This is a genomic window from Vibrio sp. 2033 (genome assembly GCF_033339735.1).
Genome location: NZ_JAWOVC010000004.1, coordinates 88235 through 108399 on the forward strand (window position 1 = coordinate 88235; position 20165 = coordinate 108399).

Here is a 20165-nt window from a genome sequence, read left to right on the forward strand (position 1 = left end):
AGAGTCTGAGGAAATTACTTAATTAGACCCATTTCTTTGTAGTATTTTTCTGCACCTGGGTGAAGAGGAATAGAAAGACCAGCTTTCACCATGTCTTCTTTCTTCAAGTTTGCGAATGCAGGGTGTAGACGCTTGAAGGTATCAAAGTTTTCAAACACAGCTTTTGCCACGTTGTAAGCGACATCGTCTGAAACATCAGAGGTCGTTACCATTGTTGCTGCAACACCAAAGCTGTTTACGTCTTTGTCTGTACCGCGGTACATACCAGCCGGTACTGAGCTAAAGGCGTAGTATGGGTTGTCGGCAACAATTTTATCGATTTTAGGGCCTGTTGCTGAAACTAGCTTCGCATCACATGATGTGGTTGCTTCTTTGATTGAACCGTTCGGGTGGCCGACCATGTAAATGAAGGCGTCAATTTTGTTATCACAAAGTGCCTGAGAGCGTTCAGAGCCTTTTAGCTCAGACGCCAATTTGAAGCTGTCGTTTGTCCAACCCATCGCTTCCATGACAACGCCCATCGTTGCACGGTCACCAGAGCCTGGATTACCGATGTTTACGCGCTTACCTTTCAGGTCTTCAACGTTTTCAATACCTGAATCTGCACGCGCAATGATGTTGAAAGGTTCTGTATGAAGAGAGAACATTGCGCGTAGCTTCTTGTACGGGCCTTGTTCTTCAAACTTGCTCGTACCGTTGTAGCCGTGGTACTGCCAATCCGATTGCACGATACCAAAATCTAATTCGCCTGCACGGATAGTGTTAACGTTGTAAATTGAGCCACCAGTCGATTCTACTGAACAACGGATGTTGTGGTCTTTACGACCTTTATTTACCAACTTACAGATAGCACCACCAGTTGGGTAGTAAACACCTGTCACAGAGCCAGTACCGATGGTAATAAACTCTTGAGCGTTAACTGCGCCTGCGCCCATTACGGCTGCAGCGATAGCGCCTACTTTGAGAAGTTTGTTAAATGCCATGAATTTCCCTTCCTTATATTCATTATTTACCCGGAAATAACCATAAATCACTTCTGGAGTTTCCTATTTGGAAACGGCACCTTTTTCAATCCAATCGTTTGAAAAAGCGAGCGAATCATAACAAAAAATTGGCAGAAAATTATCCAATTGTTAAATGTTATAGTTGATAAGTCTGAATTTTGTATCAGGGGATAGGATTCAATTTGTGATTTAATTCTTTTTATAACAATTACTTAATTAACGTTTAGTGACTGAAATGAAAAAGATCAATTGCGTGATGTTAATCACAAAACGGATGGTTAAAGAATGAGCGGAGTAAGCAAAAAATTTACATAAATTATGGGCTACAAAATGAGACTTCTTTTATAACCCACAATGAGTTAGCTGATTGAAGCTTTATAGAACTTAACCAGTATATTCGAACAGCTCGCACACTGATTTGAAGAGTTGCTCAGTCGTAATTGCCATGGTTGGCGTAATGAAAATGGTATCGTCACCCGCGACAACGCCAAGAATACCTTCGGATTTACCGAGTGAATCAAGCAAGCGAGCAATCAACTGTGCTGCACCTGGGCCGGTGTGAATTACCACTAACGCTGCATTACGATCGATGTCTAGTACCAGTTCACGCAGAGAGCTGCTGACTGTTGGGACACCTAGCTCAGCAGGAAGACAGTAAACCATTTCCATTTTTGCATTGCGCGTACGGACGGCGCCAAATTTAGTCAGCATACGTGAGACTTTAGATTGGTTGATACTCTCAAACCCTTGCTGTTTGAGTGCGTCAACAATCTCGCCCTGTGAGCCAAAGCTTTCTTCTTTTAACAGGGCTTTAAAGGCGCGAACTAAGTTGTCTTGTTTTTCTGAATTGCGCATAGTCATTACAAATCTCTTATTACGGGTCAGCAATTTTGCATATTCTCGCATATATATTCAGGCGGTGCCAAAGAGTCCCAGGATTATGTTAGATGCGTCACTGTAAACTATATACCACATAGAATTCTTTAGCGCGCTGAAGTAGGGCTGTATCTGTTTTCTTGAATTCCTTGTCATTTCAACAGAATAAAAGAATAATCCAAGCCCCATTTGTAGCACGGTAACAGCGAGTTGCGCGAGGTCGCAAAGCTAGCGTTAATTGATTGTAATCAAGTTGTGATTCCGATAGCTTTATTTAAGTTGGTTACAAACTACCCTACGAATACGTTTATAAGAGAAATACTCTCAAGGAGAACTACATGAAAGTAGCCGTTATTGGTGCCGCTGGTGGCATCGGTCAAGCCCTGGCCCTTCTACTTAAGAACCGTCTTCCTGCTGGTTCTGATCTAGCCCTATATGATATTGCTCCAGTAACTCCTGGTGTGGCCGCTGATCTTAGCCACATCCCTACGCCAGTTTCTATCAAAGGTTACGCTGGTGAAGATCCTACTCCAGCACTAGAAGGCGCGGATGTTGTGCTAATTTCTGCTGGTGTTGCGCGTAAGCCAGGTATGGATCGTGCGGATCTATTTAATGTAAACGCTGGTATCGTTAAATCGCTAGCGGAGAAGATTGCGGTTGTTTGTCCGAAAGCTTGTGTTGGTATCATCACAAACCCTGTAAATACAACAGTGCCAATTGCTGCTGAAGTTCTTAAAAAAGCGGGTGTTTATGATAAGCGTCGTCTATTTGGTGTAACAACGTTGGATGTTATCCGTTCAGAAACGTTTGTTGCTGAGCTAAAAGACAAAGATCCAGGTGACGTTCGCGTGCCAGTAATTGGTGGTCACTCTGGCGTAACGATCTTACCTCTACTGTCTCAAGTGGAAGGTGTTGAGTTTACAGCTGAAGAAGTAGAAGCATTAACGAAACGTATTCAAAATGCAGGTACTGAAGTTGTAGAAGCGAAAGCGGGTGGTGGTAGTGCAACACTATCAATGGGCCAAGCTGCATGTCGCTTTGGTCTGTCTCTGGTTCGTGCTCTTCAAGGTGAAGAAGGCGTAGTTGAGTGCGCTTACGTTGAAGGCGACGGCGAACACGCGACGTACTTCGCGCAACCTGTGAAACTGGGTAAAGAAGGCGTTGAAGAAGTACTAAGCTACGGCAAACTCAGCGATTACGAAAAGTCTGCATTAGACGGTATGCTAGAAACACTAAATGGCGACATCAACATTGGTGTTGAATTCGCAAAGTAATCTAGAAAGCCTATATAAGAAGAAAGCCGATCATTTTGATCGGCTTTTTTGATCCTTGATTTCTCAACTTCGTAAAAATGGTCGAATAAAACCACGTAGTGAAGGAGAAGATGATGGAAGCGAGTCGAATCCGTAAAGGCATGGTTGTTGAGTGCCAACAAGGCGTCGGTACGATATTAGTGGTCGATCATGAAGCAGAGACAGTATTGTTGTCCAAACAAGGGACTGAACAGCAGCTCGCCGTTAGCTTTGATGAAATAGAAGATGATCCACAACTGCATGGCGGTAGTGACAGATATTACTAGCGCCTCCGGCGTCGTCATTAGGTATCAAACGTAAAAAAGGAAGAGCATGCTCTTCCTTTTTGCTATAAGTCTTGCGTTATGGGTAGCTATTGATTACTTCGTGCGTTGTACTGCGACATGAGCCAGAGTAACAAGCGCTTGTTTGTATTCAGACTCTGGCAACACTGATAGTTCTGCGATTGCTTTGTCTGCTTCTTCTAGAGCTTTTTGCGTTGTGTATTCCAGAGAGCCTGCTTCTTTCATGACCGCAAGAATTTCTTCTAAGCGATCCATGCCATTCGCTTTCTCAATCGCTTCACGAATCATGATGGCGTTTTCTGGTGTGGTATTACGCATAGCATGGAGCAGAGGTAAAGTTGGCTTGCCTTCGGCCAAGTCATCACCCACATTTTTACCCATGTCTTCGCCATCAGAAGTGTAATCCATGACGTCATCAATGAGCTGAAACGCAGTGCCTAGATACTTACCGTAATTTTGCATTGCGATTTCCACATGCTCAGGAGCATCATTTAAGATTGCACCGATTTGAGTTGCGGATTCAAATAAGCGCGCAGTCTTAGAGTAGATGACTTGCATGTAGCTTTCTTCTGTCGTGTCAGGGTCGTTACAGTTCATCAACTGCTGTACTTCACCTTCGGCGATCACGTTTACGGCATTGCTCATTAGTTTAAGGATCTTCATGGATCCTAGTTCCGTCATCATCTGAAATGAGCGTGTATAGATAAAGTCCCCAACTAATACGCTAGCCGCATTGCCAAATGCTGCATTCGCAGTGGCTTTACCACGGCGCATGTCTGATTCATCTACCACGTCATCATGCAGCAAAGTCGCTGTATGGATGAACTCAATAAACGCAGCTGCCATTGTATGACCATTGCCTTGGTAACCAAGTGCACGGGCTGACAGTATCGCTAAAAGCGGTCTTAGACGTTTGCCTCCACCACTCACGATATAAAAACCGAGCTGGTTGATTAAAGAGACATCAGAATTAAGTTGGGCTTGAATTGTTTCATTCACTTTTGCCATGTCATCGGCAGTAAGCGCTTGGATAGTTTTAAAATCCATCGTATATCCGGCTGAAGTTAGACCCTGCAAGGCTTATTCGATTTATATAATTGTCGAATAATACACTAAAAAACGTTGATTAATACATTACTAAAGGGCATGATTGCCGCACTTTTCTTTGGCGATTAGCTTTTCGCCAATTTTTTCAAAATATGGCTTGTCATAGGAGCATCTATTCTGTAGAATCTGCGCCCTATTGATGATTAGTTTAGCGCACACCCTCAAGAAAGGCTGTGCGGAAAAAGCGGAGTAAAATATGTACGCTGTTTTCCAATCTGGTGGTAAACAACACCGTGTAAGCGAAGGTCAAACTCTTCGTTTAGAGAAATTAGACGTTGAAACTGGTGCAACTGTAGAATTTGATAAAGTTCTTCTTGTTGCTAACGGCGAAGACATCAAAGTTGGTGCTCCTCTTGTAGAGGGCGGCAAAATTGTTGCTGAAGTTGTACAACACGGTCGTGGCGATAAAGTTAAAATCGTTAAGTTCCGTCGTCGTAAGCACTCTCGTAAGCAACAGGGTCACCGTCAGTGGTTCACTGAAGTGAAGATCACTGGTATCAACGCTTAATCTATTAGGAGAGTTTAACAATGGCACACAAAAAAGCTGGTGGTTCTACTCGTAACGGCCGCGATTCAGAAAGCAAACGTCTAGGTGTTAAGCGTTTCGGTGGTGAATCTGTACTTGCAGGTAACATCATCGTTCGTCAACGTGGTACTAAGTTCCACGCTGGTAACAACGTAGGTATCGGTAAAGACCACACTCTATTCGCTCTTACTGAAGGTAAAGTGAAGTTCGAAGTGAAAGGTCCTAAGAACCGTAAGTTTGTAAGCATCGAAGCTGAGTAATTAGGTTTTTAACCAAATTACTTAATAGCTTTAAGCTGAATTCAAAAGCCCTGCCGAATCGGCGGGGTTTTTTATTTGTGGCAGTCGACATATCGAAGTTTCTCGCTAAGATCCTAAGCGATTTGAATCTGGGAGCTTAGATCTGTCATCTGCTAAAATTGTCGGATGACATAGTAAGATTTAATCCACGCACGAAGTAGTCGGAGTAAAAGATGAAGTTCGTAGATGAAGCGGTAGTAAAAGTTCAGGCTGGTGATGGCGGTAGTGGTGTTGTCAGTTTCTGGCGTGAAAAATTCATCACTAAAGGTGGCCCTGATGGCGGTGATGGCGGTGACGGTGGTGATGTTTATATCCAAGCCGATGAAAACCTAAATACCCTGATTGATTACCGTTTCCAGCGCTTCTACGAAGCTGAGCGTGGTGAAAACGGTCGCGGTGGTAACTGTACAGGTAAGCGTGGTAAAGACATCGTTCTTCGTGTACCTGTGGGTACGCGCGCTGTGGATATCCACACAAATGAAATCGTGGCGGAAGTTGCTGAACACGGTAAGAAAGTGATGATCGCAAAAGGCGGTTGGCACGGTCTAGGTAACACGCGTTTCAAATCTTCAGTAAACCGCGCGCCTCGTCAGAGAACATTGGGTACAAAGGGTGAAGTACGCGAAATTCGCCTTGAGCTATTGCTTCTTGCTGATGTGGGTATGCTTGGTCTACCTAATGCTGGTAAATCAACCTTTATCCGCGCAGTATCAGCAGCAAAACCGAAAGTCGCTGATTACCCATTCACGACGTTGATCCCAAGCTTGGGTGTCGTAAGTGTCGTACCAGAGAAAAGTTTTGTTGTTGCAGACATCCCTGGTTTGATCGAGGGTGCAGCAGATGGCGCTGGCCTTGGTATTCGATTCTTGAAGCACTTAGAGCGTTGTCGAGTGTTGCTGCACATGATCGATATTATGCCAATTGATCAGTCCGATCCGGTGCAAAATGCATTGACGATCATTGATGAATTAGAACAATACAGCGAAAAACTGGCAAGTAAGCCGCGCTGGTTAGTGTTCAACAAAGTTGATCTAATGCCTGAAGAAGAAGCGAATGAGAAGATCCAAGAAATCTTAGACGCACTAGGTTGGGAAGACGAGTACTTTAAGATCTCGGCGATCAATCGTAACGGTACTAAAGAGCTTTGTTACAAACTGGCTGACTTTATGGATAACCTACCTCGCGAAGAGGAAGAAGTGGCTGAAGAAGATAAAGTTAACTTCATGTGGGATGATTACCATAAAGATGCGATGGCGGGTAAAGACGTTATCACTGAAGATGACGACGATTGGGATGACTGGGACGATGAAGAAGATGACGGTCACGTTGTCTACGTTCGTGACTAATCAGAACGGTCAAACAATGCCTGTTTGCCTATAATTCATTAAGCCGCAATTATTTATTGCGGCTTTTTTTGTATCTAAATCATATTTAGGTGATGTGATTTACGGCACAATAACCGATACGTCGTGTTTTTTGAGGGTTAGTTTGGCCCTCGCGCGTATGAATGAGTAACACCCTAAAAGGAATTAGACTTATTTATGACTCTAGAAACCATACCGCCTAGAGAGTTGGCGGTATCTACTCAACGATCGATTTCTCGTCTTGTCGCCCAAGCCGGACAAATGCTACTTGCTCATGGTGCTGAAAGTACTCTTGTGAGCGATATTATGCGTCGTATTGGCCTTGCTTGTGGGGTGAATGAAGTTGCGGTAGCACTATCAGCTAATGCATTGGTTGTGACGACGGTAATGGATGGGCATTGCATCACCACCACCCGAAGCTGCGCTGATCGTGGCATCAATATGCGCGTTATTACGCAAATTCAACGAATCTGTATCATGATGGAACGTGGTTTGCTCGATTCAACCATGGCGCAGAAAAAGCTGAACGCTATCAGTCCAGAGCGTTATAACCGCTGGTTGGTGGTGTTTATGATTGGCTTGTCTTGTGCGGCATTCAGTCATCTAGCTGGTGGTGATTGGGGAGTCTTCATCATGACCTTTTTAGCTTCAGCTGGTGGCATGATCGTTCGCCAAGAAATTGGTCATCGTCATTTCAACCCTCTATTGAACTTTGCTGCGACCGCTTTTGTGACTACCTTAATTTCAGCACAGGCGGAAATTTACCAAATCGGTAATCTACCTACCGTAGCAATGGCATCGTCGGTATTAATGCTTGTACCTGGTTTCCCACTCATTAACTCTGTCGCAGATATGTTGAAAGGCCACATTAATATGGGGATTGCTCGATTTGTGATGGCTAGTTTACTAACGTTGGCGACATGTTTGGGGATCGTTGCTGCGATGAGTGTAACTGGAATTTGGGGGTGGGCAATCTAATGAGTTTATTTGATTTGATGTTTGGCCTGTTGAATGACATGTTTTTTGCGGCGATTCCCGCCGTAGGATTTGCATTGGTTTTTAACGTGCCACAAAGAGCTTTAGTGTATTGCGCTGTTGGTGGCGCGATTGGTCATGGTAGCCGCTACTTGATGATGCAGTTTGGCATTCCTATTGAGTGGGCAACCTTTTTTGCTGCGACGTTAGTTGGGATGATTGGTGTGTACTGGTCTCACCGTTTTCTCGCGCATCCAAAAGTGTTTACTGTGGCTGCTTTGATCCCGATGGTGCCGGGTGTGTTTGCTTACAAAGCAATGATCGCTATGGTAGAGATCAATCATGTTGGCTACTCACCCGAGCTTGTTGCAACCTGTATGGAAAACTTTCTTAAGGCCATGTTTATTATTGCAGGTTTAGCAGTTGGTCTTGCGGTTCCAGGGCTGTTATTCTATCGCCGCAGACCTATTGTATAAGGACCTAACATGATCATTAGTATGATTGCCGCGATGGCCGACAATCGCATCATTGGCAAAGACAATCAAATGCCTTGGCACCTTCCCGCCGATTTCGCTTGGTTTAAGCGTTGTACCATGGGAAAACCGGTTGTGATGGGACGCAAAACCTATGAGTCTATTGGTCGCCCTTTACCTGGTCGCTTGAATATTGTTATTAGCCGTGATGAGACACTAAAGATCGAAGGTGTCACTACCGTAACATCGATTGAGCAGGCTCTGGAAGTCGCAGGTGATGTGGAAGAAGTGATGATCATTGGTGGTGGTGCGATTTACACCACTTGTCTGCCTATGGCCAATAAACTGTATGTAACACACATTGAAGCGGCCATTGATGGTGATACTCAGTTCCCAGATTGGGGAGACGAGTTTAAGGAAACTTACTCAGAAATGTATCAAGCCGATGAGAAGAACGCCTACAACATGCGCTTTACTGTGTTAGAAAAGTAATTCGAGATTAACACCGCGTAGTTAATACGGTAATGCCGTTCGTATAACAGCGAGCGGCCATCCCAACCTACCGTCATCCTGAAAAGCGACGAAAGAGCGAGATTCAGGAGCCTCTATACGAGTACTTTGTTGTCAAAGGTATTTCTATCTATTCGCAGCGCGAGGATATTAGATTTCTAGTCTCGTTAAGGCTCGTTGGAATGACCCTACAGGAGGTGTTAAGTGACAGGTATTCCTCCTACTATGGATTATCGACTGTTATTCAGTGTTTAACTTAACGCATCCTGAGTAAAAATTTTCTTATCTTCCCAACGGATCATGGTTAGGCTTCCGCCCCAAACACAGCCAGTATCTAGCCCGATGACTTCGCTGTTCATATAACCTTGCAGTGCAGCCCAGTGCCCAAAGAGCACCGCTTTGTTTAAGTGGATACGTTTAGGCACCTCAAACCATGGAATAAGTTCGTTACCGGAAACTTGTTGCGGTGGCAATTTACAATCCATATCCAAACGACCATCAGGGAAACAAAAGCGCATCCGCGTAAAAGCATTGATAATATAACGGTATCGGTCCAAACCCTGTAGATAGTCATCCCAGGAATCAGGTTGATTGCTGTACATGTTTTTTAATAGCCAAGGCAGCTCTTCACTTTGGATGATGCGCTCAACTTCACGGGCACACTTTCTCGCTGTTTTTAGATTCCACTGCGGTGATATGCCAGCGTGACACATCACGAACTCGTCATGCTCGGCCATTAGAGGTTGCTGAGCTAGCCATGTCAGTAGTTCCTCTTTGTCAGGGGCCGTGAAAATAGGTGCGGTTCTATCTTTGTCTTTGACCTTTTTTATCCCGTGAGCCACTGCAAGAAGGTGAAGGTCGTGATTACCAAGCACGACGATTGCGCTTGCGCCAAGTGACTTCACAAAGCGTAACGTTTCTAATGATTTAGGCCCTCTGGCGACCAAATCACCAGCAAGCCAAAGTTGGTCTTTTTTCGCAGAGAAAGATACTTTTTCTAGTAGTCGCTGCAATTCATCAAAACAGCCTTGGATGTCACCAACAATATAGGTAGCCACTGAATCTCCAATTTACTAATTTAAAACATTTGGAACAGCCAAGCGAAATGGTTCAATTTCGGTGATGAACTCTTGCCCTTTCTCATCCAGCATTTTGTAGTGTCCTTGCATAACGCCGACAGGGGTTTCTAACGCGGTTCCGCTACTGTACGTGTATTCATCATTGCTTGGAATAAAGGGCTGCTGGCCTACAACTCCGTCACCTTCAACCGTCATTTGCTTGCCATTCGAGTCTGTGATTAGCCAGCGGCGGCTCACTAACTGTACGGTTTGTTGGCTAAGGTTTTTGATGGTGATGATATAAGCGAAAACGTAGCGTTGTAGCTCTGGGTTGGACTGTTCTTCGATGTATTTGGTGTGAACTTGAATTTTGATGCAAGGTTGAATGACGTCCATGTGCACTCCTCAGAAACGTAATATCCCAATAATAATAAGCCAAACCTACAAGGGTTTGGCTCATTGTTTGAGTTCTTAGTGCTGCGGGTTATCCGCAAGCCAGTTCGCCATTGCGACGAATTGTTCTAGCGTCAGGTTCTCTGGACGCATGCTTGGATTAACACCTAGCTCTTCTAGTACTTCTGTGCTTAACAACGATTTGTAGCAGTTACGAACTGTTTTACGACGTTGGTTAAAGCCTTCACGACAAACGCGATCGAGCAAACGCAGATCTTTCGCCGGGCATGGCAGCTCTTCGTAAGGCACTAAACGAACAACGGCAGAATCCACTTTCGGTGGTGGAACGAATGCCGTTGGCGGTACTTCCAGTACTGGTACCACTTTACAGTAGTACTGAGCCATTACCGTCAAACGGCCGTAAGCTTTGCTGCCAGGGCCGGCGGCTAAGCGGTTTACCACTTCTTTTTGCAGCATAAAGTGCATGTCTTGAATGTCTTTATGGAACTCAAAAAGGTGGAACATCAATGGTGTAGAGATGTTGTATGGCAAGTTACCAAAAATGCGCAGCTTGTTGTTTGGCTTCACTAGTTGAGTGAAGTCAAAACGCATAGCGTCACCCTCATGGATGGTCAACTTATCTGCCAGTTCAGGGTGAGTACGTAGGCGTTCCGCCAGATCGCGGTCTAATTCGATAACTGTGAACTTATCTACTTCACGACCTACTGGCTCAGTGATTGCACCAAGACCAGGACCGATTTCAACCAGGTTTTGACCTGGTTTTGGGTTAATCGCTGATACGATTCCATCAATAATGTATGGATCGTTCAGGAAGTTTTGACCAAAACGTTTACGCGCTTTGTGTCCTAAATGGACATCATTTCTCATTGTTTCTTCTCTACCAAATCTATCGCATGCGTGAGCGCTGTTCGGAAACTCCCTGTATCCGCTTGACCTGTCCCTGCCAGATCTAATGCAGTACCGTGGTCCACCGATGTTCTAATAAAAGGTAGACCAAGAGTAATGTTTACTGAACGACCAAAGCCTTTGTATTTTAATACTGGCAACACTTGATCATGGTACATGCCTAAAACAGCATCAGCATCATTTAAATATTTTTCATTGAAAATGGTATCAGCCGGCAGAGGGCCGATCAGGTTGATACCTTTTTCTTGTCGAATTTTTTCCAGTGTCGGAGTGATGGTCTCGATCTCTTCACGACCTAAGCAGCCATCTTCGCCAGCATGAGGGTTAAGCCCGCAAACGTAGATGTTTGGTTGTGCGATAGCAAACTTTTCTACAAGGTCTTTATGAAGAATATCGATGATTTTTTCTAATCGCTCTTCGGTGACAGCTTTGGACACATAAGCTAAAGGAATATGTGTTGTAACCAGCGCCACGCGCAGTCCTTCCGTTGCTAGCATCATTACGACTAGCGGCGTTTGTGACTTCTCGGCGAAAAATTCAGTATGACCACTGAATGCAACACCTGCGCGATTAATCACCCCCTTATGAACAGGGCCGGTGACAATAGCATCAAATTCATCATTCATACAGCCTAAAGCCGCTCTTTCTAGCGTTTTTAGTACATAGTGGCCATTCGCTTCATTGAGCTCGCCTGCGACCGCAGGTTCCGATATTTGGATATGGTCAACGATAAGCGTGCCCGCTTTTTGTGCTTTAGGTGCTTCTTCTGGATTGTAATCAGACAGTTGGACTTCGATGCCAAGCTGCTTGGCTCGCTCCGTCAGCATATTCTTATCGGCACAGACGACAATTTGGTGCGCCCAATCTTCTTTCGATAGGGCAAGCACTAAGTCTGGGCCGATACCCGCAGGTTCCCCTGCGGTTACGACAATTCTACGAATTGTATTAGTTGTCATTGTTGTCATCCACGATTTCAACAAACGCACTTGCGCGTAGCTCTTGCATCCATGCGCCCGCTTCTTCATTAAATTTACGATTAAATAGAATACGGTAAGCTTTGTTCTTCATCGCTGAGTCAGTGCGGTCAACTTGGCGACGATCCAACACTTCAACGATATGCCAGCCGTGAACGGTTTTGAACGGTTCGCTGATTGAGCCAACTGGCAGAGTTTCTACTTGGTGCTTAAATTCTGGCACGTAAAGATCTGGTGTTTGATAACCTAGTTCACCGTCTTGTGCTGCCGAGCCAGGATCTTGACTGTATTGTGTTGCCAATTGAGCGAACGTTGCTTCACCGGCTTTGATGCGGCGTACAAATTCATTCAGTTGCTTCTTCGCCCCTTCGTCGCTCAGAATCACGGTTGGTTTAATCAAAATATGACGCGCATTTACTTCCGTTACCGCAACCGTTTCTAGGCCTTTTACATCCTCTATTTTTAGGATGTGGAAACCAACGCCACTACGGAAAGGACCAATAATGCTGCCTTTGTTTTGCATCTTGATCTGATCAGCAAAGATGGTTGGCATCTCTTCTTTACGCATCCAGCCCCAGTCACCACCTTGTAAAGCTTTAGGACCTTTTGAGTAGGTGTAGGCCATCTCCGTAAAGTCTGCACCTTCGTTTAGCTTTTTCGCGAGCGCTTTAGCTTCTGCTTCTACAGCTGACTTTTCTTTATCGTCAGAGAAGCGCAGTTGAATGTGTCCAATTTTGTATTGAACAGTCGCATTGGTTTCTTGTGATAGTTGCTCAGCAAGGCTATCGACCTCTGCTGGAAGGATATTAATACGGCGACGAACCAGTGCATTGCGAGCTTCTGATGCGGCGATTTCCTTACGAATTTGTTCGCGGAATTCTGGGTAACTTAAACCTTCACTTTCTACAGAAGCAGCGAGTTGTTCTACCGATTGCTCATTATTACGTGCGATCTCTGCAATCGCTTGGTTTAAACGGTTGTCGTCAATACGCACACCAATACGGTCTGCTTCTTGGCCTTGCAACGTATCAATGATAAGTTTTTCAACGACTTGTTCTTTTAACACGCTGGTAGAAGGTAAGCTCTTTCCACTTTGACGAGCGTTGGCTTGCAGCGTTTTCATCGCTGTTTCGATGTCGCTTTGTAGAACTACACCGTCGTTCACGATGACCGCAACCTTATCGATCTCTACTGGTGCTGCAACCGCTCCGCAAGAGAGTAGGGTCGTGAATAAGATTGATTTCCAAATTTTCATTTAAAATTCCGTCAGTATTTTTGAATAGGCGTCTTATTCATTTAAGACGCCTATTTTGATTAATTGTTCAGATAGAATGGGCGGCCGTACTTAATCGCGTTGTCAGAACCATCCAGTTCTTTGACAGCAGTGTCTTCACGCTGGTTGGTCGCAAAGCCTTGAATACCGAAGTTAACGCTGAAGTTATTTTCGTATTCAGGTGATGCCCCGGTGCTGCCTATAGCTTGGTCTTCCCAACCAAGCAATTGGTTTGAGTAAGTGACGCCAATGTACCAACAGTCAGATTGGTAACGTAGGCTCGCTAACCATTCTAGGTCCGCATTTTCATTGAGGTCGTAGTAGTATTGACCACTCGCAGACCAGTTCGGGTTGAACTCGTAGGCCGCTACAATACCTGCTTGAGAAATACCTTTACGAGTAATTGTGTCTAGGTTTTCGAGAATGATCGTATCTTCGATGTATTCACGTGTAACGTAGCGATAGTTACCCTGAATAAAGCCGCCGTTGAATTGGTATTCCAAGGTACTGTTTGCCAACTGCATGGAGCTCAAATCAATATCGTATTGAATTCCACCGTGATAGAACAAGTAATCGTTGTAGTTGAAATCAGCTTCAATCGCCCATGATGAGTAATTGGTGGTCTCATCCGGAAGATTTGGGCTGTTGCTCAGTTTGGTCTTTTTATCGAAGTAGTAAATCTGACCAAATGAAACGTTAAGACGCTCTTTATAGTCATCATCAAAGAAGCGAGTACTCGCACCGTAGCTTAACTGGTTCGCCGAGGCGATTTTATCAATGCCACTGTACTTACGACTGCGGAATAGCCCGTAGTAGTCGGTTTGTAGCAAGGTGGTATCGTAGTTGTAGATGTTGGTTTGATCTTCTTCAGGTACGTACAAGTACTGCAGCTGAGGCTCCAGTGTTTGGGTGTAGCCCTTGATCCAGCTTGTATCTCGTTCTAAGTAAAGTTGCGCATGCGTACGGAACTCAGGAATAACACGAGAAACTTCATCATCCAACTGGTTTTGCAAGTTTACATCTGTCAAACCCGTTAAGTCTTGAGAGTAATACGTAGAGAGCACGCGCGCTTCTGTTGTCCACGTTGCCCATGAGTTTGAGAGCGGTAATGTAAGCCCTGGTTCAATGTGAACACGGGTCGCATTTGGTCGCGCAGCATCGCTGGTATCGAAGCGGCTGACTTGGCTCTTCACGTCAAAGTTAAGGTAGTCTCCCCACAACGGCGTGTAGTAGTTCAAGTCTAACTGAGGAAGCAGGCGATAAGGGCGGTTCTCTTCTTTCAATAAGATTTGGAAGTCACGAACGGTTAACGAGGCATCCCAGAAGTCAGAACGATATTGTACTTGTCCTTCTTGAACCAGTTGACCATCTTCACGGTTACCAATGTCGGAGTCGAGATCGAGGAAGTAATCAATATCACTCACTTTTGAGTAATCGACTTTGACTATCCACTGTTTATTGATGATACCGTCGTGTTTAACTTGGTAGCCCCAACGAGACTCGTCCTGATATTTGCGATCACTATTGAGGTATTCGCCTTTGATTTCTCCATTTCCCCAACCATCTGTTAGGTAGCGGAAGTCAGTATCGAGTTTTGTACCACGTTGCTGCATGTAGAGCGTGGTGAGTGTCATGTCATATTGAGGCGCGATGTTCCAATAGAATGGCACCTCGACTTCCATACCATCACTAGAACCGTACGATAAAGAAGGGAAGAGGAAACCCGTTTTGCGCGTATCTCCAATTGGCATGGTTAGATACGGCACATAGAAAACAGGCACATCTAACACTTCAAATCGAGGATGGTGCAGCGTCGCTGTCTCTTCATCTTGGTCAACATCGATGCCTGACGCAACCAATCGCCATGAATTATCGCCTTGAGGGCACGATGTGATAGAGCCGTCTTCGAGTTCATAAACCGACTGACCTGTGCGGGCGATATAGGCCGCAGTGCCTCGGCCTTGTTGGCAAAGGAACTGATAATCGGTGTTCTCAAGTGAAAACGTATCTTGATTAATGTCGTTAGTAACACGATCAGATCGAGCTTTGACTTGGCCGTCATTGAAAGTCACGTTGCCTTCGGCAACCACGACGTTGTCTTGTTGGTGCAGCGTTACGCTATCTGCGGTAATTTTCTTCTGGCCTTGGGTGACTTGTACATTACCTGAGTACTGAGCTTTGTCACCATTGATGGCTTGCAGGGTGTCAGCTTCTACCACTACTGGGGTATTAAGAGCGTCCTCCTCGCCACTTGTATCGACCAAACATTGATCTGTGGCGGGCATTTCCTGCACACTATCATGGATATTCGCTTCAGCTTGAGTGGTGGGTACAAACAAGGCGGTGCTGATAGAGGCCGCTAAAAATGTGCGGGAGAAATGTTGCATTGAATTGAACTTTCCTGTGTCACTACTACTCGATGGCTATAGGGCTTGTTGTACCCTAGCGTAATAGCCAAATGAATCAACTATAGTCGCATTTATCCCAGCGTATTGATTCACTGTGGCATAATGACGACAAAATAGCTGCAAAGATAAGCAGGCGAAATGGCCTAGCCGAAATAAAACTAATTCCATTATCATAAAGGAAATCGTTGCATCCGGCACTATAAGACCGCCGTCGTCGATAAAAATTCATTGATAGAGAACACATAATGCATATTTTTGGCAAAATTCTGGGTGCCTTTTTTGGCTTGTTACTTGGCGGGCCGCTAGGTTTACTCTTTGGCTTATTTATTGGCCATCAATTCGATAAAGCACGTCGCTTGAGTCAAGCCGGGTTCTCTACTGGCGGCTTTGGAAAAGGGCCAAGTCAAGCTCAGCGCCAAGAAGAGTTTTTTAAAGCGGCGTTTGCGGTAATGGGACATGTGGCAAAAGCGAAAGGCCAAGTCACCAAAGAGGAAATCCAACTGGCTTCAGCCATGATGGACCGCATGAATTTGCATGGCGAACAGCGTCGCGCAGCGCAAGACGCGTTTCGTGAAGGTAAAGACAGCGACTTTCCGTTAGAAGATGTTCTTGTTCGTGTGAAAATTTCGACAGCTGGTCGCTTTGACTTGTTGCAATTTTTCTTAGAGCTGCAAATCTCGGCGGCCTTTGCAGATGGCTCGATCCACCCGAGTGAACGAAATGTACTACACAAGATTGCACGTGGTTTGGGTTTCTCTTCTGAGCAATTAGAGCGTCGTTTGCAAATGCAAGAAGCCGCATTTCGTTTCCAAAGCCAGGGCGGTTTTCATGGTCAGCATCAAGGCCAATCTTCAGGTGGTAGCTGGCAACAAGCTTCACAAGCGGATCAGTTGGCCGACGCGTACAAAATTCTGGATGTGTCTTCAGATGCAGACAGTAAAACCGTTAAGCGTGCTTATCGTAAACTGATGAACGAGCATCACCCGGACAAATTGATGGCTAAAGGTTTACCACCAGAGATGATGAACGTCGCGAAAGAGAAATCTCAAGAGATTCAAAACGCTTACGATCTTATTAAGAAGGTTAAAGGCTTTAAGTAGTCGGACGTTTTCTATCAAACATTTGGATGTAAAAAAGGGCACTCAGTGCCCTTTTTTTTATGTCTTAGTCTTTGAGTTGCCGGTGTCTTTAGCTTTTGGCCTATTATGTCCCTAATGCTAATTGACCTCACATCCCCCCAGTTTAGTTGGCTTGATTCAAGTCCCAATCGTATTCGTATTTCACTTTGCCAGAGAAGTTTTTGTATTGCGGTGCGTACTTTGCGATGTGTTTGAAGATTTGTTTTTCTCCACCAAAGTCCGTTGCAAACCAATCATAAATAGAAGACAGCTGTGCCGTGTTACCTTGGATAGATACGCCTTTGCTGCTGTTGATAAATGTTTTGGCGGCACTATCCAGTAGAGCTTGCGTGTTGTCAGCAGTGAATGCTTGAGCTTGTAGGTTAGGGCATCCTAGGCTGGCACAGTTAACCGCGTAATGCGTTCTTGGGTCATTCCAAATTGGACGCAAAATTCGATGTTCAATATCGTTTAAAGTTAGATCCTTCCCGTTGACCACGACCACATCGTCTCCCCAAGGACCAAAGCTAAATAAACCACCTAGCTTGGTGATTGATTCGACTGGATAGTTATCCAAAATAAGATCTACCGTGATGGCGTTGTAAAGGTTTACCCAATAGGCATATTGCTCTGCTTGGCTGTATTGTAGAGGGTCTAGTTTTGCCAAACGCTGGATGTATTGTTTCAGCTTGGTTTTATCGACAGAGGAGACTTGGCTATAACGAAACAAGGTATTCTCGCCTTGTTCAACTAAATAAGTATCGAGTAGTTGTTGCCATTCTTGATGAGAAATTTGGGTTTGGTTGGCTTGATTCGATTGTTTCCAATATGGCCATAAGTCGGATTTTGGAGCGGAAAATGTCGAGAAAGAAACCAGAGCACACAACAGCAATAACAGACGCTTCATAGAGATACCTTTGAATGAGATATTGTTGATAGTGTAGACCAGTTTAGTGCTTGTTTTCTTTCAGTAATCAGTGGTCTTTATTCGCCGTCATTCTGAGGAGCATAAGCGATATCAGGAATCTAATACCCACAAACTCTTGAGTAAAGACAGTATGAATCTGCACAGTGCGCTCTGGCAGTCGATCCTGAATCACACTCCTTCGTCGCTGTTCAGGATGACGAATTTCAACAGAGGCGTTCGGTATTCTGTAAGCAAAGCGATATGAGAACAGTTACCCAAAACATTAAAAGGGCCGACAATTGCCAGCCCTTGATTTGTGTATTTACTAACGCGTCTTAACGCAAGAAGCTTGGAATATTCGCTTCGTACTCGGCAATCTTATCTTCGTGTTGAAGGGTTAGACCAATGTTGTCCAAACCGTTTAGCAAGCAATGACGACGGAACGAATCGATTTCAAAACCATATTCTTTGCCGTTGGCACGAACGACATTCGCTTCTAGGTCGACCTCGACTTCTGCACCTTCATTTGCCTCAACAAACTGGAAGATTTCATCCACTTCTTGTTCAGTCAAACGAACTGGCACCATTTGGTTGTTGATCGAGTTGCCGTAAAAGATATCGGCAAAGCTTGGTGCGATCATCGCTTTTATGCCGTAATCCGCTAGTGCCCACGGTGCGTGCTCACGAGATGAGCCACAGCCGAAGTTCTCACGAGCCAGCAAGATAGAAGCGCCTTGGTAGCGAGGTGCGTTCATCACGAACTCTGGGTTCGGTTGTTCGCCAGCATCGTCTAGGAAGCGCCAGTCATGGAATAGGTGCTTACCGAAGCCTAGGCGAGAGACCTTTTGTAGGAACTGCTTTGGAATGATGGCATCAGTATCAACGTTCGCTGCATCTAGAGGAACAACTAAGCCTGTGTGTTGTTTAAAGCTTGACATTGGTTTGCTCCTTAGTCTAGTTCACGAATATCTACAAAGTGACCAGCAATTGCTGCTGCCGCTGCCATCGCAGGGCTCACTAGGTGGGTACGGCCATCACGACCTTGGCGGCCTTCAAAGTTACGGTTTGAAGTAGACGCACAACGTTCATGTGGACCCAAACGGTCATTGTTCATTGCTAGACACATCGAGCAACCTGGTAGGCGCCACTCAAAGCCCGCTTCTTTAAAGATAACGTCCAAGCCTTCCGCTTCAGCTTGCGCTTTTACTTGCTCAGAGCCAGGAACGATTAGCGCTTGAACGTGAGGCGCGACTTTGCGACCTTTCGCTACTTCAGCGGCTGCGCGCATGTCTTCGATACGTGAGTTAGTACAAGAACCAACGAAGACTTTATCGACGTTGTAATCAGACAATGACTTGCCTGCCTCTAGGCCCATGTAAGCCAATGCTTTTTCTGCCGATGCCTTTTCTACTGGGTCGGCAAAGCTTTCTGGTGCTGGGATAGGTTGATCTACCGCGATCACTTGGCCTGGGTTAGTACCCCAAGTGACTTGTGGTTTAATGTCTGCTGCGTTTAGCGTCACGACTGCATCAAACTGAGCATCATCGTCAGTTTTTAATGTCTTCCAGTATTCTACTGCTGCATCAAAGTCGGCACCTTGAGGTGAGAATTTACGGCCTTTGATGTATTCGAACGTGGTTTCATCTGGCGCAATCAAACCGGCTTTCGCACCTAGCTCTATCGCCATGTTACATACGGTCATGCGGCCTTCCATTGAAAGGTCAGTGATCGCTTCACCACAGAATTCAACCACGTAGCCTGTACCGCCAGCTGCTGTCGTTTCACCGATGATTGCTAGCACGATATCTTTCGCCGTGATACCCGGAGCCACTTTGCCTTTTACTTCGATCTTCATCGTTTTGGCGCGCGCTTGTTTTAGCGTTTGAGTTGCTAATACGTGCTCAACTTCAGATGTACCAATACCAAAAGCTAGCGAGCCGAATGCACCGTGTGTAGCAGTGTGTGAGTCACCACAAACAATGGTCATGCCCGGTAGGGTAATACCAAGCTCTGGGCCCATAACATGCACAATACCTTGGTATTTGTGGTTGATGTCGTAAAGCGTAACGCCAAACTCTTCACAGTTTTTCGATAGCGTTTCCATCTGGATACGAGCCATCTCACCCGATGCGTTGATGTCTTTGGTGGTTGTCGAAACGTTGTGGTCCATGGTGGCAAAAGTTTTGCTGACCTGACGCACTTTACGACCTTTTTCACGCAAGCCGTCAAATGCTTGCGGAGACGTCACTTCATGTACCAAGTGACGGTCGATGTACAAGATTGGGTTTTCCCCTTCTGCTGCGACGGCAACGTGTGCGTCGTAGACTTTTTCGTATAATGTTTTGCCCATTGTTTGCTTCCTTTCCTCGTTATCCT

General features: G+C 45.3%; 21 protein-coding genes. 9 read left to right on the forward strand and 12 right to left on the reverse strand.

Going from position 1 to position 20165, the window contains the following annotated elements; translation table 11 throughout:
• Nucleotides 1-14: 14 nt before the first annotated feature.
• Complete coding sequence (locus tag R7P74_RS07985) at nt 15-983, reverse strand: TAXI family TRAP transporter solute-binding subunit (protein WP_005379657.1); 969 nt, start codon at nt 981-983, stop codon at nt 15-17.
• Between the two features lie 405 nt (nt 984-1388).
• Entirely contained in the window at nt 1389-1859 is a 471-nt protein-coding gene (gene argR, locus R7P74_RS07990) for a transcriptional regulator ArgR (RefSeq protein WP_005379659.1), read from the reverse strand.
• Nucleotides 1860-2218: 359 nt separating this feature from the next.
• On the opposite strand from argR, the gene mdh reads away from it, so the two are divergent.
• Both mdh and R7P74_RS08000 read left to right on the forward strand, forming a co-directional pair.
• Nucleotides 2219-3154 (forward strand): malate dehydrogenase, encoded by a 936-nt coding sequence (mdh, locus tag R7P74_RS07995; protein ID WP_005379660.1) that lies wholly within the window; start codon nt 2219-2221, stop codon nt 3152-3154.
• A 113-nt stretch (nt 3155-3267) separates the two neighbouring features.
• Entirely contained in the window at nt 3268-3459 is a 192-nt protein-coding gene (locus R7P74_RS08000; RefSeq protein WP_005379661.1) for a hypothetical protein, read from the forward strand.
• Between the two features lie 93 nt (nt 3460-3552).
• On the opposite strand, the gene ispB is transcribed toward R7P74_RS08000, so the two are convergent.
• Nucleotides 3553-4524 (reverse strand): octaprenyl diphosphate synthase, encoded by a 972-nt coding sequence (gene ispB, locus R7P74_RS08005; protein ID WP_005383097.1) that lies wholly within the window; start codon nt 4522-4524, stop codon nt 3553-3555.
• Between the two features lie 256 nt (nt 4525-4780).
• Between ispB and rplU the strand changes: the two genes are divergently transcribed.
• The 6 genes from rplU to folA all read left to right on the forward strand — a co-directional run bounded on the left by rplU (nt 4781) and on the right by folA (nt 8713).
• Nucleotides 4781-5092 carry a 50S ribosomal protein L21 gene (rplU, locus tag R7P74_RS08010; protein WP_005383096.1) on the forward strand — a complete coding sequence of 104 codons (312 nt, stop codon included), beginning with the start codon at nt 4781-4783 and terminating at the stop codon, nt 5090-5092.
• A 20-nt stretch (nt 5093-5112) separates the two neighbouring features.
• Complete coding sequence (gene rpmA, locus R7P74_RS08015; RefSeq protein WP_005383095.1) at nt 5113-5370, forward strand: 50S ribosomal protein L27; 258 nt, start codon at nt 5113-5115, stop codon at nt 5368-5370.
• 212 nt (nt 5371-5582) lie between these two features.
• Complete coding sequence (gene cgtA / locus R7P74_RS08020; protein ID WP_042522432.1) at nt 5583-6755, forward strand: Obg family GTPase CgtA; 1173 nt, start codon at nt 5583-5585, stop codon at nt 6753-6755.
• 195 nt (nt 6756-6950) lie between these two features.
• Nucleotides 6951-7751 carry a threonine/serine exporter family protein gene (locus R7P74_RS08025; protein WP_005379664.1) on the forward strand — a complete coding sequence of 267 codons (801 nt, stop codon included), beginning with the start codon at nt 6951-6953 and terminating at the stop codon, nt 7749-7751.
• A complete protein-coding gene (locus R7P74_RS08030; RefSeq protein WP_005379665.1) occupies nt 7751-8224 on the forward strand; it encodes a threonine/serine exporter family protein in 474 nt (157 codons plus the stop codon). The genes R7P74_RS08025 and R7P74_RS08030 overlap by 1 nt, the downstream gene beginning before the upstream one ends.
• Before the next feature lie 9 nt (nt 8225-8233).
• A complete protein-coding gene (gene folA / locus R7P74_RS08035) occupies nt 8234-8713 on the forward strand; it encodes a type 3 dihydrofolate reductase (protein WP_005379666.1) in 480 nt (159 codons plus the stop codon).
• A gap of 269 nt (nt 8714-8982) precedes the next feature.
• On the opposite strand, the gene apaH is transcribed toward folA, so the two are convergent.
• The 6 genes from apaH to lptD form a co-directional block, all read right to left on the reverse strand.
• A complete protein-coding gene (gene apaH / locus R7P74_RS08040) occupies nt 8983-9789 on the reverse strand; it encodes a bis(5'-nucleosyl)-tetraphosphatase (symmetrical) ApaH (RefSeq protein WP_005383087.1) in 807 nt (268 codons plus the stop codon).
• Between the two features lie 15 nt (nt 9790-9804).
• Nucleotides 9805-10185 (reverse strand): Co2+/Mg2+ efflux protein ApaG, encoded by a 381-nt coding sequence (apaG, locus tag R7P74_RS08045; RefSeq protein WP_005379668.1) that lies wholly within the window; start codon nt 10183-10185, stop codon nt 9805-9807.
• 75 nt (nt 10186-10260) lie between these two features.
• A complete protein-coding gene (gene rsmA / locus R7P74_RS08050) occupies nt 10261-11070 on the reverse strand; it encodes a 16S rRNA (adenine(1518)-N(6)/adenine(1519)-N(6))-dimethyltransferase RsmA (protein ID WP_005379669.1) in 810 nt (269 codons plus the stop codon).
• Nucleotides 11067-12065 (reverse strand): 4-hydroxythreonine-4-phosphate dehydrogenase PdxA, encoded by a 999-nt coding sequence (gene pdxA / locus R7P74_RS08055; protein ID WP_005383085.1) that lies wholly within the window; start codon nt 12063-12065, stop codon nt 11067-11069. Before pdxA ends, rsmA begins: the two co-directional genes overlap by 4 nt.
• Nucleotides 12055-13338, reverse strand: coding sequence for a peptidylprolyl isomerase SurA (gene surA / locus R7P74_RS08060; RefSeq protein ID WP_005379672.1), 1284 nt, complete (start codon nt 13336-13338; stop codon nt 12055-12057). Before surA ends, pdxA begins: the two co-directional genes overlap by 11 nt.
• Before the next feature lie 59 nt (nt 13339-13397).
• Nucleotides 13398-15743, reverse strand: a complete 2346-nt coding sequence (gene lptD, locus R7P74_RS08065; protein WP_005379673.1) for an LPS assembly protein LptD — start codon at nt 15741-15743, stop codon at nt 13398-13400.
• A gap of 266 nt (nt 15744-16009) precedes the next feature.
• Between lptD and djlA the strand changes: the two genes are divergently transcribed.
• Entirely contained in the window at nt 16010-16864 is an 855-nt protein-coding gene (gene djlA / locus R7P74_RS08070; RefSeq protein WP_005383076.1) for a co-chaperone DjlA, read from the forward strand.
• A 142-nt stretch (nt 16865-17006) separates the two neighbouring features.
• On the opposite strand, the gene R7P74_RS08075 is transcribed toward djlA, so the two are convergent.
• From R7P74_RS08075 to leuC, 3 genes are all read right to left on the reverse strand, one after another.
• On the reverse strand, nt 17007-17789 hold the full coding sequence (locus tag R7P74_RS08075) for a DUF547 domain-containing protein (protein ID WP_170893667.1): 783 nt from the start codon (nt 17787-17789) through the stop codon (nt 17007-17009).
• Between the two features lie 335 nt (nt 17790-18124).
• Nucleotides 18125-18727: a 3-isopropylmalate dehydratase small subunit gene (gene leuD, locus R7P74_RS08080; RefSeq protein ID WP_318122793.1), complete on the reverse strand. Its 603-nt coding sequence runs from the start codon at nt 18725-18727 to the stop codon at nt 18125-18127.
• An 11-nt stretch (nt 18728-18738) separates the two neighbouring features.
• Nucleotides 18739-20139 (reverse strand): 3-isopropylmalate dehydratase large subunit, encoded by a 1401-nt coding sequence (leuC, locus tag R7P74_RS08085; RefSeq protein WP_005379681.1) that lies wholly within the window; start codon nt 20137-20139, stop codon nt 18739-18741.
• Nucleotides 20140-20165 lie beyond the last annotated feature (26 nt).

Excerpts from the sequence above, each read along its gene's own strand:
- R7P74_RS07985 (WP_005379657.1), bottom strand. The coding sequence starts at position 983 with ATGGCATTTAACAAACTTCTCAAAGTAGGCGCTATCGCTGCAGCCGTA.
- argR (WP_005379659.1), bottom strand. The coding sequence starts at position 1,859 with ATGCGCAATTCAGAAAAACAAGACAACTTAGTTCGCGCCTTTAAAGCC.
- mdh (WP_005379660.1), top strand. The coding sequence starts at position 2,219 with ATGAAAGTAGCCGTTATTGGTGCCGCTGGTGGCATCGGTCAAGCCCTG.
- R7P74_RS08000 (WP_005379661.1), top strand. The coding sequence starts at position 3,268 with ATGGAAGCGAGTCGAATCCGTAAAGGCATGGTTGTTGAGTGCCAACAA.
- ispB (WP_005383097.1), bottom strand. The coding sequence starts at position 4,524 with ATGGATTTTAAAACTATCCAAGCGCTTACTGCCGATGACATGGCAAAA.
- rplU (WP_005383096.1), top strand. The coding sequence starts at position 4,781 with ATGTACGCTGTTTTCCAATCTGGTGGTAAACAACACCGTGTAAGCGAA.
- rpmA (WP_005383095.1), top strand. The coding sequence starts at position 5,113 with ATGGCACACAAAAAAGCTGGTGGTTCTACTCGTAACGGCCGCGATTCA.
- cgtA (WP_042522432.1), top strand. The coding sequence starts at position 5,583 with ATGAAGTTCGTAGATGAAGCGGTAGTAAAAGTTCAGGCTGGTGATGGC.
- R7P74_RS08025 (WP_005379664.1), top strand. The coding sequence starts at position 6,951 with ATGACTCTAGAAACCATACCGCCTAGAGAGTTGGCGGTATCTACTCAA.
- R7P74_RS08030 (WP_005379665.1), top strand. The coding sequence starts at position 7,751 with ATGAGTTTATTTGATTTGATGTTTGGCCTGTTGAATGACATGTTTTTT.
- folA (WP_005379666.1), top strand. The coding sequence starts at position 8,234 with ATGATCATTAGTATGATTGCCGCGATGGCCGACAATCGCATCATTGGC.
- apaG (WP_005379668.1), bottom strand. The coding sequence starts at position 10,185 with ATGGACGTCATTCAACCTTGCATCAAAATTCAAGTTCACACCAAATAC.
- rsmA (WP_005379669.1), bottom strand. The coding sequence starts at position 11,070 with ATGAGAAATGATGTCCATTTAGGACACAAAGCGCGTAAACGTTTTGGT.
- pdxA (WP_005383085.1), bottom strand. The coding sequence starts at position 12,065 with ATGACAACTAATACAATTCGTAGAATTGTCGTAACCGCAGGGGAACCT.
- surA (WP_005379672.1), bottom strand. The coding sequence starts at position 13,338 with ATGAAAATTTGGAAATCAATCTTATTCACGACCCTACTCTCTTGCGGA.
- lptD (WP_005379673.1), bottom strand. The coding sequence starts at position 15,743 with ATGCAACATTTCTCCCGCACATTTTTAGCGGCCTCTATCAGCACCGCC.
- djlA (WP_005383076.1), top strand. The coding sequence starts at position 16,010 with ATGCATATTTTTGGCAAAATTCTGGGTGCCTTTTTTGGCTTGTTACTT.
- R7P74_RS08075 (WP_170893667.1), bottom strand. The coding sequence starts at position 17,789 with ATGAAGCGTCTGTTATTGCTGTTGTGTGCTCTGGTTTCTTTCTCGACA.
- leuD (WP_318122793.1), bottom strand. The coding sequence starts at position 18,727 with ATGTCAAGCTTTAAACAACACACAGGCTTAGTTGTTCCTCTAGATGCA.
- leuC (WP_005379681.1), bottom strand. The coding sequence starts at position 20,139 with ATGGGCAAAACATTATACGAAAAAGTCTACGACGCACACGTTGCCGTC.